The sequence below is a fragment of the Pontibacter sp. GD7 genome (genome assembly GCF_058216375.1).
On sequence record NZ_JBYZMP010000001.1, the window covers coordinates 615,405 to 629,296 of the forward strand.

Annotated in this window: 7 protein-coding genes and 1 tRNA gene; 4 read left to right on the forward strand and 4 right to left on the reverse strand. The window is 47.8% G+C overall.

All coding sequences use genetic code 11. The features are described 5' to 3' along the window. The first annotated feature begins 84 nt into the window (after positions 1-84). Together AC4BAP_RS02640 and AC4BAP_RS02645 are read left to right on the forward strand one after the other, a co-directional pair. On the forward strand, positions 85-381 hold the full coding sequence (locus tag AC4BAP_RS02640; protein ID WP_490581058.1) for a hypothetical protein: 297 nt from the start codon (positions 85-87) through the stop codon (positions 379-381). A 9-nt stretch (positions 382-390) separates the two neighbouring features. Next, positions 391-3,165, forward strand: a complete 2,775-nt coding sequence (locus AC4BAP_RS02645) for a BT4734/BF3469 family protein (RefSeq protein ID WP_490581059.1) — start codon at positions 391-393, stop codon at positions 3,163-3,165. Positions 3,166-4,137: 972 nt separating this feature from the next. Here the strand turns inward: AC4BAP_RS02645 and AC4BAP_RS02650 are convergent. Then, a tRNA-Arg gene (locus tag AC4BAP_RS02650) sits at positions 4,138-4,209 on the reverse strand. Positions 4,210-4,269: 60 nt separating this feature from the next. Then, on the reverse strand, positions 4,270-5,502 hold the full coding sequence (locus AC4BAP_RS02655; protein ID WP_490581060.1) for a Pycsar system effector family protein: 1,233 nt from the start codon (positions 5,500-5,502) through the stop codon (positions 4,270-4,272). A gap of 369 nt (positions 5,503-5,871) precedes the next feature. Here AC4BAP_RS02655 and AC4BAP_RS02660 point away from each other — a divergent pair, with 369 nt between their 5' ends. Further along, positions 5,872-9,675, forward strand: a complete 3,804-nt coding sequence (locus AC4BAP_RS02660) for a metallophosphoesterase family protein (protein ID WP_490581061.1) — start codon at positions 5,872-5,874, stop codon at positions 9,673-9,675. Between the two features lie 67 nt (positions 9,676-9,742). After that, positions 9,743-10,771: a DUF6268 family outer membrane beta-barrel protein gene (locus AC4BAP_RS02665; protein ID WP_490581062.1), complete on the forward strand. Its 1,029-nt coding sequence runs from the start codon at positions 9,743-9,745 to the stop codon at positions 10,769-10,771. Between the two features lie 72 nt (positions 10,772-10,843). Here AC4BAP_RS02665 and ppk1 read toward each other — a convergent pair whose 3' ends face one another. Next, entirely contained in the window at positions 10,844-12,946 is a 2,103-nt protein-coding gene (gene ppk1 / locus AC4BAP_RS02670; RefSeq protein WP_490581063.1) for a polyphosphate kinase 1, read from the reverse strand. 33 nt (positions 12,947-12,979) lie between these two features. Next, positions 12,980-13,474: a SixA phosphatase family protein gene (locus tag AC4BAP_RS02675; protein WP_490581064.1), complete on the reverse strand. Its 495-nt coding sequence runs from the start codon at positions 13,472-13,474 to the stop codon at positions 12,980-12,982. Positions 13,475-13,892 lie beyond the last annotated feature (418 nt).

Genomic DNA, 13,892 nt, shown 5'->3' on the forward strand with positions numbered 1-13,892 from the left:
AAAACTTTTTCAAAATCCTGTCTATAAATCATAAACAAACTGCGCCTAATTACTTTACACTGATAAGAAAAACAAAGACCTATTATGACAACAAAAAACTGGACAGAAGAAACCAAAAAGGCTATGGTAGCCAAACAGTTAGCCACCAAAAAAGAGAGGGGGTACCACACGGTGAAATTTACCTTTGAACAAGCGGAACAGATGCGACACCTTATCCTTAACCGATTGATGAAATGGGAAGAGGTAATGGGAAAGTACAACGTTAGCCGTTACACCTTGTCCAAAATCCTGACCGGGGAGATTTACAGCGAGACCAACCCGACCCACCTCAAAGCCTTACCGAATTGGGGTGAAGAACTACCCACTGAAAATAAAAACTAATCTATACACATGACACAACACATTCTAAACAACAAACCTTATGAAGAAAGAAGCATAAGCATTTACCGCAACGTTAACCGGGGGCTATGCGACCTTAACCCGGATGCGGTCTACAAAAGAAGCCACTCCCTAACCATCAAACAGATTTACGAAGCCATCAAAGCCGGGGGCGGTGTACACGGTGTTGAAGACATCAAACAAAAGATAGACTACATACGCACCCACACCAAAGAGGAAAGCCAGTACATCAAGAAGTCGTTACCTAGCTTTTCCGTGTCGGCAGATTTTGAGGGTAGCAGGTCGGTAAAAGGAGACAAGGTGTATACCCAGATAATAGGCTTTGACTTTGACAAGCTAACCACAGATGAGGTTAACGCAGCCTACCAAGCGTTGAAGGCTTGGGAACCTACGGTGTTACTCTTCAAGTCACCGTCCGGTAACGGGTTAAAGCTATTTGTATACACAGACTGCAAAGAGAGTGAACATACCCTGTTATACAGATGCTTTGAACACTACTTTAAAGAAATGTTTAACCTACCCTTAGACATGCAATGTGTAGATGTTACCCGGTTATGTTATTTAGGACATGACCCACACGTTTACTACAACAACACCGGGCACATACCTAGTAAGGATGTGATAGAAAGATACCAACACCTTGTAAATGATAAAACTAGTGGTGTAGAGGTGGATATAGTAGACTATGAGGCGGTAAACACAGACAGCGTTAAAGCCATCTTTAAAAGCTTTGTAGAACAGCTAGAGGCTAAAGGCAAAGGATGGAAGCCGACAAAGCGAGACGGTTTTTTAATGGATGTATGCAGCCTTAAACGCTTTCATGTTGGCTATAACGAATGCCTGACAGAAGTATTAGAGTATGTAAACGGAGACTATACCAGCGATTACACCCCAAAGACCATCCCAAGTATACTTGCCTATAACTGGAAACGATACCACAACGCATACGAAGAGGTGAAAGCCAACACCGTAGCCACAACAAACCCTTACCAGATAACGGACTACCTGACAGAACAAAAAGAGTTTATCATAAAGGAGTTACAGGATAAACGGATTATTTATATTAACGCACCAACCGGGGCAGGCAAGACCACTTTGATAAAGGAGATAGCGAAAGACCTGAACCTGAAAACGGATGTGCTGATGCCCACTACGGCACTAGTTGAACAGCAAAGAGATATAGCCACCGTGACCGGAAAGAAGAGTATAGACGCTGAACTGTTGGAGGCTAACGTGTTGGCATGTTGCTATAACCGCGTAAACAAACTGGAACCCCGTAAAGCCCGGTTGCTAGTGATAGACGAGGCACATTCTTTAGTATCTGATTATGGCTTTAAAGCTAAAACGATTCAGGACATACAACGCAACCTTAGCAGGTACGACTATGTGATTTACCTATCCGGGTCTATCCTGACCTTACAGGGGCGTTACTGCAAAGAGAACCTGTTGACATTTGACAAGGCTAATAGATTCAATTACGAGTATCAGATAGTGACCTTAGAAGAGGGTGTGACAGACAAGGACTATTTTGTTAACTCCATACAGCGGGGTAAGCTGAATGTATTCTACCTGAACAACAAAAAGACACTGGATACCCTATACACCTACCTGACAGATAAGGGCTATAACGTAGCCTACGTTAGCCGGGACAACAAGGACAAGCCAGCGTACAAGAACATAAGCGAGGATAGCAGTTTAATAGGCTATGATGTGTTGTTGACTACGTGTGTTATACAGGCAGGTGTAAACATTAACACAGTAGATAGAGAGGTGGTTATAACGTATGGCAGACGCACAGATTTAATCGACTACGTACAGTTTACCGCGCGTTTCCGAAAGAATAACCCCGAAATACGGATAGTACATTCAGGTAAGCTAGGACAGTTATATTTAACGGATAACACCGCCCTGTTAGACCGGATACAACTTGAAAAGATGCGACTAGAGAAGGCGAGAGAGAAGCAACAGGATAAAGATATTAGCTTTAACTTCTTAGAGGCTGACCGGATAGTAAAGGGTATGGACTTGGTGTTTCAGGATAATGAAGGAGAGTACGTTGTAGACACTTTCAGTCTGTTGTATAACCAGTACCTGACCCTGAATGCCAACATAGCCAGCAACGTTAGAATCCTGAAACACTACCTTAACCTGTTCAACTTTACCGATGTTACACCGGACGCTGTGACCATAAACGAAGAAGAGGTGAAGAAGCTAAAGAAGGTAGCAAGGAACGGCAGCAAGGAACGAAGGGCAGCAACCGAAAAGAAGATTGAGGACATGTTGAACGGCACATACATCTTTAACCAGTCAACGAACAAAGAGACAACGGAATTAGAGAAACGCTATAGATTCCTTAACCAATACATGCCGGAACAGGATATACGGGACAACATGAAGTTGTTGACATCCCAGACAGCGTTCGAACTATACGAAAGCAGGGTAACGTACCTGCTAGCATCTAAAGAGGTGAAAGCCGGGTACGCTGTTAAAGATACCGTGTACCTCAACTACCAATGCTTAGTAAATCTTGAACGTCATGTGCAGGTTAACACCACGTATTCCGGTAAGGAGTTACGGGAGATTATAACGAAGTGTGGATTCACAATGGGAGACAAGAACTACATAGAATCTAGTCTAGGTGTTATCTATACCTTTGATAGAAGCAAGAACAAGATGCACTACATGATAACCGGGAAGATAAGACACGTTGACCTGATAAAGAGGAAAGACCCGGTAAACACTAACGTGTCAGACAGTTTGTTTTAGACTTTGAAGAGTGCCTAAAAAGGGTGATAAAAATCTATTATATAAGAAACTTATCGCCTCTTTTAGGCACTTTTATAAGGAGGATTAACAACAATAACATCAACCACTACACCACCGCTACCACCGAAAGTATCTACAACATGTCTAAAAAGTAGCCTAACTTGCTTTTTATCCTGTTTATACTTTGGTTATACTTTGGTTATACTTTGGTTTGCATTTGGGTTAACATTTGCTACATTTGTAGCAACTTTTAGTGTTACTATTAGTATTACTATCGTAGTGAAAATCATAGCTATAATCGTTGTTACTTTCGTAGCTGTAATCACTATAACTAAAAAAGCACACACCTAAAAGGCATGTGCTTAGTTGTTAAGGGTCTATACCGTTAGTGCGTCAACACTTGGTATAGGCTGTAATAGGAAAGAATTAGTGGGGGTATATGCGTCAACATAACCACCACGCCAGTAAGTGTCCTTAATGAGAAGTATCGACACTTACACCGGGATAAAGGCTGTGACCTCTTCACAGCCTTTGTCTTTTTAGTAGACATACCCAAAGATACGAACAGGAAATCAAAATAAATTTATAAAGTTGTTCGAGTTATGCACAACTTACCCACCTTATCTACATTACAATCAAACTCTACCATACCTTTACCCGGTATTGTAGGGTGTTTCGGTTGCGTACCAGTCATCCCCTCATTTATCTAGGTAAACACACCCACGCGTCCAAAATCTGACACAGCATACCCGTGTCACTCATCTACACTACCTTATGGTACTTTTTACACAAAGGTAGCCACTATACAAACCTCAAATAACCCCGAAAAAACCACATGAAAACCTACTAAAAAAGAGAGGGAAAACCAACCGATTTAGAAAATGTTAGCCACTTTTGTTAGCCACTTTTCATTTATCCACACCACAACAGGCAATAAAAAAGACTGTAACGTGTTGTGTCACAGTCTCTTAGTAGCCCTGCCAGGAATCGAACCTGAATCAAAAGTTTAGGAAACTTCTATTCTATCCATTGAACTACAGGGCCGTGCCTATCGGCAACAAAGCAAATTTAACTAGTTTATACTTCTGTGCAAAGCATTCCGGATTATTGTAAAAAGGCGGCCTCTCCATTCTGAATAGTATCAGGTCCGTAGTACAGCACCGCTATGGCAAAGGCAATAACCGTAAGCACCAGTCCCACCATAAAAATAGTGTATGAGATGCGCAGTATCTTATACTTCCTGTTCAGTACCTCACCCAGGTAATAGATGTCGGTTATCATGTTGTTGTAAAGCGATTTCTTGTCGCGCATAATGTCGTGCATGCCGCTCTGAAAGTCCTCCAGCGGCAGGTTTGTAAAGTTGCCGAAGAAGAGCAGGTTTATTTTACGGCTATTCATCTTGTCTTTTTTAAAAGAGAAGCTGGTGATCTCGGGCTGTGCCGAGATAATGGCAAAAATAACTGAGCCAAGTGTAGTAAGCACCAGTGTGCCTACTGGTATCAGCAGGGTGCGATGCTGTGCAAACTCGCTGCCTGTGGCAGAGGTTTTGGCACTTAAATAGGTAATGATAACCGACAGGATAATGGCATTCAGGCTGATCATCATGTTAGCCTTGTTATCGGCTATGGCGCTTAGGTTAAGGTGCGTACGATAGGTGTTGCGAAACATGGTTTCGATACCACGCTTGGGCTGAGCCAGTGTTTCGCGGTGCTTTTTCTCCTGTTTCTTTTTCTTCTTAACCTCCTTTTGCAGCCTTTTGCGCTGTTCCTGTATGTTTAGCCCCAGCTGCCCCGCAAATTTGCGCTGTGCCTGCACCGTATGGAACGTGGTAGACAGCAGGAAGTCTATTTGAAACTGTGCCCACTCTCTGTCTGTAAAGAACTTGTCTTTAAAGATTTCCCATTCCACGCGCAGCAACTCGGCAGTAGCAAAAAAGGTTTCTTTGCCAATGTTAGACATGTCGGCATCTACGAGCAGCTCCTGCAGCAGTCCCTCTGGCTTCCGGTCGTGCTTCGTAGACATGATAATATCGCAGATGCCAGCAATGCGGTCTTCCGGGTAACCATGCTCTTTTAACCAGGCCTGGGCAATCTCTACACTGGCGTCCTCGTGGTCGGCGTAAGTGTCTACGTAGCCAGCATCATGAAACCATGCGGCCAAGATCAGGTCCTGTAATTCCTCTTCTCCGAGCTCGGTGCGCTTGCCCAGATCTTCGGCCTCTGCAACTGTTTCGTAAGTATGCTTATAGTTATGGTAAACAAGCTTTTTGGAAAGCCTATCCTTGAACAGTTTAAAAACAAATTCACCTGCTTGTTTAACAATGTTTTGTTCTCTCATAGTGCATTGTATGTTGCCATGCTGCTCACAGTAAGCTTTACCGAAAGGGTAGCGCATGCATGGCACATGTTAATTTGCCGTTACGGTAAAAACGGTTTTTTGTTAGTATAGGGCCACATCCGGGGTGGGTACCGCAGGCTGCTCCCGGCCAACAACTAAATATTATTCCTATCCGTTAATGAAATCCAGTTTCGATGTCCGTAAAACTGTGCGCAGAAGGAGCAATTGAAACCCGGTAAGAGGCTGTGCATCATACGTGGGGCAGGTTGTGAGGAAGGTATGCCCAGCCTAAAGCAACTACCGGAACCGGCATGGCCGGCCCAGGGTATGAAAAGCGCACACCCGCGGATGCTATACTACTGTAAACCTATGATCAAAAAACTACTTCGTAAAGTACGTCTGTCGCAGGCGCTTCTGGTTTTTATACTTTCAGCTTGCGTATCCACAGAGCCATACTATAGCCGCAACGCCCTCGACTGGGAGCAGTCTAAGCCAGACCCAGCCAATGAACTGCTCTATACCGTATTCCTGATCGGAGATGTAGGGTCTCCGGATTTGGATGGAGAGCCTTCTATGCAACTGATGCGCCGGCAAATGGAAGAGGCCGGCATCAACAGCACTACCATATTCTTAGGCGATAACGTGTACCACAACGGCTTGCCCCCGGTGGGCGCCTATGACCGCGAAGTATCGGAGAAACGCCTGAATGCGCAGCTGGACATCCTAAAAGGCTATGCCGGCGAAAAGTATATGATACCGGGTAACCACGACTGGAACCACAGCGGACGCGGCGGCCTGGAGTATGTGATCCGGGAGCAGAACTATGTAAACCAATACCTGACAGAGGAGAACATTGTGGTAGGTGGCGATTTCTTTGTGCCTGGCAATGGCTGCCCTGGTCCTTATGAGGTAAGGCTAAGCGACGACCTGGTGATGATCGCGATTGACTCGGAATGGTGGCTGCATCCCTTCGACAGGCCCTACGGCGATAACAGCAGCTGCGGTGCCGCCACGGAAGTAGACTTTCTGGTTCAGCTGGAAGACCTGGTAGAGAAGAACAGTGGTAGCGATATTCTCATTATAGCACACCACCCGCTTTTTACAAGAGGCAACCACGGCGGTTTCTTCACCCTGCGCGATCACCTGTTCCCGTTTACCATGCTCCGCGACTGGATGTATTTGCCTTTGCCAATTATCGGCTCCATTTACCCGTTTGCCAGAAAGTATGGCGGCATTCTGCAGGACATCCCACACCCACGCTACAAAGCATACATCGAGGGCCTGCTGAACATCTTTGATAAGTATGACAACATTGTGTATGCTGCCGGGCACGAACATTCGCTGCAGTATTTTAAGCACAACAAGCTGGCACACATTGTAAGCGGCTCCGGTTGTAAGATACAACACGTAAAGGGCGGTGGAAATGCAACCTACACCCAGGCCATTAAAGGATTTGCCAAAGTGATGTATTACGAAAACGGCGAAGCATGGGCAGAGTTCTGGGAGCCTGAGGGCAAAGGAGAAACCGGGAGGGTTACTTTCAGGACACCGCTTTATGCCAAGAAACCGCGAAGGGATGTGCCGCTGGTGCGCGACGAAACCAACTATGCCGACAGTACGATAACGGTGGCAGCCAACACAGCTTATAAGGTGGGCAGCATGCGCGAGGAGTTACTTGGTAAACATTACCGAAAAGAGTGGAGCACTCCTGTAAACGTGCCTTTACTAGATATGAGGAACGTTTACGGCGGACTAACTCCCTATCAGAAAGGTGGGGGTAAACAAACGGCCTCTCTGAAAGTGCGGAACCCCGATGCAAAAGAGTATATCCTGCGCACAGTGGACAAGGATCCGGCTAAGGTGCTGCCTGAGTATCTCCAGGAGTCTGCCGCACGGGACTTACTGCAGGACCAGATATCAGCACAGCATCCTTATGGCGCACTGATAGTACCGAAGCTTGCAGATGCAGCCGGTGTATTCCATACCAACCCCCGGTTGGTTTACATACCCAACACGCCATACTTAAGGCAGTACATGGATGAGTTTGGTAATACCCTGGCATTTTTGGAGGAAGACGCCGATGAGAACCATGAAGAAACCGCCAGCCTGGGCTTTGCGAAAAACCTGGTGGGCACAGAAAAGCTGCTGGAGGAGCTGCGCCAGGACAACGATAACGAAGTAGACCAACCCGAGTTTGTGCGTGCCAGGCTAGTGGACATGCTGATCGGGGACTGGGACCGCCACGGGGGGCAGTGGCGCTGGGTAGAACGCAAAAAAGAAAACGACAAGGGCAAACTATACATACCCGTACCCGAAGACCGTGACCAGGCCTTTTTTAAGATCGACGGGGTATTGCCCTGGCTGGCAACCCGCAAGTGGGGCGTAAGAAATGTGCAGAATTTTGGGTATGACTTTGATGATGTGGTAGGCCTTAACCTGAGCGGACTGCCCATGGACCGCACCTTTACCTCGCGTGTAACGCGTGAGCAATGGCGAAAGCTGGCGCAGGATGTAAAAACTGAGCTTACCGATGATGTGATTGAGGCCGCCGTTGCAGACCTGCCCGCTGAGGTGCAAAAGCTTTCCGGGCCCGAGATCGTGGCCAAGTTAAAATCGCGCCGCGACAAGCTGCCGGCCGCCGCCGATGCGTATTATACTTTCCTGGCAAAGTATGTAGACATAGCCGGCAGCGACAAGCACGAACGCTACGAGATAAAGCGATTGAACAACGAGCAGGTGCAGGTTATCGGCTATAAAACAAGCAAAGAAGGCGAGATACTGGAAGAGCTTTACAACCGTACTTTCCTGACCTCCGAAACCAAGGAGATACGCGTTTATGGCATGGCTGGGCAGGATCAGTTTATAGTTACCGGCGATGTGGACGAAAGTATAGTAGTGCGCATAATTGCCGGTGCCGATGCTGATGGAATCAGGGATGAGTCGAAAGTGAGCGGCCCCAAGAAGCACACGATTGTGTACGACACCAAAGAAGGGAACACCTTCGCTTTCGGGCCGGAAACAAAAGACAAGACAGAAGAATACCCGGAGGTAAACAACTACGACCGCGACAACTACAAGCTTCCATACTTCGGGCCGCGTCTTTCCACGGAGTATAACGTAGATGATGGCTTGTTTCTGGGGGCAGGCCTGCTGCTGCGCACGCACAAGTTCAGGAAGTCGCCTTACGCCTCGGAGCATCTGCTGGAAGCCAACTATGCCTTTCTGACCAACTCGTTTAATGTGCGCTACACCGGCGATATAAAGCATGTGCTGGGTAATTGGAATATGGCGCTCAGTGGTTTGCTACAGGGGCCTAAGTATCAGCGCAACTACTATGGCCTGGGCAACTTTACCACACAGGCCACCGACCTGGACGACAGCTACTACCGGGTACGGTTTGAGCGTTTCTCGGCGCATGCCTCTTTGTACCGCGATTTTACATCTTTCTTTAAAATAGGCATTGGCCCAATTTACGATCGGTTTAAGGTGGTATACCCTACCCGTGAAAGCTTTTTGCTGGACGAGGCCCGCGCCGGCAACCTGCTGCCGGGCACCTACAATCCGCTGCAGGACGAGTTTGAGGCGCAGCACTATGCCGGCTTGGCGGCCTATGCCAACATGGAGGTGCTGGGCGGCGGAAGTACAGCCAACAACCCGGATATAGGCATGCGCTGGTACAACAGGCTGAGCTTTAACAAACAGATAGGCGATGAGGGATTGCACTACACCAATTTCAACTCTGAGTTCAGGTTTTATGTAAGCCCTAACTTCCCGTTTCAGCTTACCTGGGCCGGCCGTGTAGGAGGCTCCTACAATTTCGGGGATTTCCGGTTTTACCAGGCGGCTACGCTGGGCGGCACAGAAAACCTGCGTGGCTACAGGCGCACGCGCTTTGCGGGTAAGAGCAGCATCTATGCAAACGGAGAGGCCCGCCTGGAGCTGTTCAAGTATAATTTATACCTCGCACCGGGCAAACTGGGCGTGCTTGGCTTGGTAGATACAGGCAGAGTTTACTACGATGGTGACCCTAAACAGTCTTTTTTCCGTAGTCTGCATACAGGCTATGGTGGCGGTGTTTGGGTTGATGCCTTAAACCGTTCCGTGCTTTCGCTTACCTATACCATAGGAGAAGATGAAAAGCTCTGGATGCTGAATTTCGGTTTCTTCTTCTAAAAATGTAGAGCGTAAGCGCAACAGCAGGAAGTATATCGACTTAGACAGACAGCATCAATATAAAACTATGAAAAAGCTAAACCAGATTTTACTTGGGGTATTTTGCTTTTGCGCGGTGCAGCAGGTACAGGCGCAACCCCAGGAAGTGGAAGTTGTTGAAGACCTTGCAACCCCGAATGTGCGTGGCATGAACCGGGGTAGGGGCATTGTGATCAGTTATGAGCGCCTACCTAATTTCGACATCGACTCCGAGTCTGATGACCCACGGGTAGGTGATGGAAGCGGAAGGGTGCGGCGGCATAACAAGTTTAATGTGCGTGTAATGGCCCCTGTCCTCAGCAAACCCAATTCTACTTTGCTGGTGGGTGTCGATTACCAGATTGAAGAATTTAACTTCAGAGACTTAACCCCAAACTCATACGCACTTTACCGCTACCTGGAAGATAAAAACCTGCAAAGCCTTGGGTTGCAATTCGCTTATCTGCACTCTATTGATACGCGCAGGTTTTACCTGGCACGGGTTAAAGGCGAACTCAACGGCGATTATACCCGTGACAATATCAATATTTCGGATTACCTGAAAGTAACCCTGGACATGGCCTATGGCTGGAAGCGCAGCCCTGACTATGCACTTGGGGTAGGCTTGCAGCTTGGTTATACTTACGGCAGGCAAAGCATTTACCCCGGCATACTTTACAACCGCACCTTCAACAACAAGTGGGGCGTAGAGTCTATTTTTCCGGCCAATGCCCGCCTCCGCTATAACCTGAACGATAAAACTTACTTGTTTGGCGGTTACAGGCTGGAAGGCTCAAGCTATGACATTTTTGTAGACAGTACCCCACTCTCAGAATTTGGGGAGATTGAATTAAGACGAACTGACATTAAAGGACTGCTTCGCCTGGAACGAGAGATCTACGATTTTCTGTGGTTTGGACTGGAAGGCGGATTCAGGCAATACTACAGGCACCGGGTTTTTGACGAAGTGGGCTCGCGGGATGAACTGATTACAAATGACCTGGCCGGAGCCGGCTACGTAAACGTGGAACTGTTTTTTGTGGCCCCGAGAAAATGGCTGGAAAAACGCGGACGGTAGTAAGTGCCACATGCATAAAGTATACAACAAAAAAGGGCAGTTAAATACTGCCCTTTTAGTTTTATGATTGGCCTATTTGCACACAGGCTTCATATCGTTTGGCACTAACCCACGGAGGTACTCATAAGAGGCATACTGCGCTCGCACATCTGTTTTCTCGTCAGTGGTTATGTAGGTGTTGTCTACGTTGCGGGCCTTGGTGTCATCCTGTAGCTGCAGGTCAATCAGTGATCTTATTTCTTCGATCAGGTTTTGCTGGTACAACGGGAAAGCCACTTCCACGCGGCGGCTCAGGTTGCGCGTCATCCAGTCGGCAGAGGCTATGTAGTATTTCTCCTCGCCATTGTTGTGGAAAATGTATACCCGGGCATGCTCCAGGTAACGGTCCACGATGCTGCGCACTTCAATGTTCTCGCTTATGCCTTCTACACCTGGTACCAGGCAGCAGATGCCTCGTACCAGCAGCTTTATTTTTACCCCGGCCTGACTGGCAGTATACAGTTTCTTTATCATGCGTTCGTCCTGCAGGGCATTCATCTTCAGGATCATACTTGCAGGCAAACCTTTCTTTGCGTTTTTGATCTCTTTGTCTATGAGCTTTGCAAAGCTCTGGCGCATGTTTATTGGGGCCACCAACAGGTGCTTAAACTTTTTGTCGGGCTGCCGGTCTATAAAAAACTCGAAGACCTGCTCCATGTCCTTGGTAAGGCGTGGGTCGGAGGTAAACAGGGCGTGGTCGGCGTAAATTTTGGAGGTGTCTTCGTTGTAGTTGCCAGTGCTTAAATAGGCGTAATTTACCAGCTTGCCGTTTTCGTTGCGTGTGATTAGGCCTAGCTTTGAGTGCACTTTCAGGTCGGGTACTCCAAAGATCACGTTGGCTCCTGCTTTCTGCAGCTTACCCGCCCAGAAAATATTCGACTCCTCATCAAAGCGTGCCTTTAGCTCTACCACCACCGTTACCAGTTTGCCATTTTTAGCCGCCTTCACAAGAGCCTTCGCGATCGCCGATTTATCTGCAACCCGGTACAGCGTGGCACTCATAGCGGTTACTTTCGGGTCTTCGGCGGCCTCGTTAAATAGGCGCAGCACATAGTTAAACGACTGGTAAGGATAATGCACCATGTAATCCTTTTTCTGCATGGCGGCTATGATGCTTTTCTCTTTCTCGAGTTCCGGGTGTACCAGCGTAGGCTGCGGTTTATACTTTAGCTCAGGCAGGTTAAAATCCGGGAACTGGAAGAAGTCGCGGAAGTTGTGGTATTTGCTGCCCTCCACCAGTTCCTCTTCTGTTATGGCTGTGTGTATCATCATGCGCTCCAGCAGGTCCTGGGGCGTTTCCGGGTCGTAGAGCAGGCGGGCAGGGTAGCCTGCTTCGCGTTTCTTTAGGCTCTTCCTGATCTTGGCCATCAGGTTGCCCGATACTTCCTCCTCAATGTCCAGCTCGGCATCCCGCGATACTTTTACAGCATGGGCATGAAACAAAGTATACTTCGGAAACATCAAGGGCAGGCAAAAGCGGATCACGTCATCAATAAACATAACGTAGCGCTTGGCGCCCACCGTTGGCAGTTTTACAAAGCGACTGCCCAGCTTTTTGGTAGGTATCTCCAACATGGCAAACCTATCGGGCTTTTCGGCTTTATCTGTCGGCTCCAGCATGTGTATGCCCAGATATACGGTCTGGTCTTTCAGGAAAAGGTGTGTGTCGGTGGCGTCAAGTATAATGGGCAGCAACTGCTCTTCCAGCGTCTCATGGAAGTATGATTTCACCCATTCCTGTTGCTCGGGGTTAAGTTCTGTTTCGGTAAGCAGGTGAATGTCGTGCTCGCGCAGGTCTGCCAGTATGTTTTCCCGGAACACTTTCCCGAACTCCTCCTGCTGGCGTTTTACCTCCTGTATTACCTGGTCAAATGTTTCAGAAGGGTCCTCGTCCAGTTTCTGGCGTGTTTTCTTTTTGAGTTTGATCAGGCGTTTAAGGGTGGCTACCCGCACTTTAAAATACTCATCCAGGTTAGACGAGAAAATGGCCATGAACTTGATGCGCTCCAGAAGCGGTACGCATTTGTCCTGGGCCTCCTGCAGTACTCTGTAGTTAAAGGCCAGCCAGCTCAACTCTCTGTTGGTAAGGGGGTATTCTGGAGCAGTCTTTTGCTCTATTGTCTTATCTGTTTCCATGGATCAAGGGTGCCTGTAAAGTTGGGGCCCCATTTACTTATAGTTTTTCGGGAAGTCGTAGAAAAGCATTTTTGCATTCTCTTTGCTGATGTCGTACCAGCTGTCGCAGTCAAATTCAAGTGCTACGATACCTGTGGTTGGCAAGCTTACGACATGCTCGGGGCTAAGCATGTTGGCGAACTCCGAAATGGGCTCGTTGTGCCCCACTATCACTAAGGAGTCAACCTCGGCTGGTGTTTCGTGCACCACATCCAGTATTTCGTGTTTATCGGCTCCGTAGATCCGGTCGCTTACCACAATATCCTCGGCTTCGTAGTCCAGTTCTTTGCCAACCAGCGTTGCCGTGGAAATGGCGCGCACTGCAGAACTCGACACAATCAAGGCAGGTTTTATACCTCTCGTTGACAGTTCGTGCCCCATCAGTTGTGCATCGTTGCGGCCTCGCTTGTTTAAAGGGCGGTCGTGGTCGCTGAGCTCCTCAAAGTCCCAGCTCGATTTAGCGTGCCTCAGGATATATAGCGTCTTCATATTGGTGTTTTTTTGCGCCACTGTTGCTGTGGTTTGGTAACACTAGTGGCTTTGCTACTTACTGAAACTAGGGGTAATTGGTTGTGTAGAGTACGGTAAGGCTGATGTTTAGAGGTGCTCTCTGCCTTTTTATCGAACTGGCTTTCTTGCTCAGTTTTATACAATGTATTGTTTCACTTCTGGCTTTGGTGCCCTCAAGGTGGGGGAAGGGGCCCTCTTTAAGCGAGGCCTCGCCTTCGGGCATCGCGCTGTCTATTGAAGCTGCCTAACGGCTGCCCTAGCGGGCACCGCAACAATAGAAGGCGCTCTTTATCGAGGGCCCCTTCCCCCACCCAAAGGCTGGGATTGACACTTCTTGGCTGGCGGCTGTTACAACTGGAGAGGAAATATAATTGGTAATGGCAAAAAATTCCCCGCC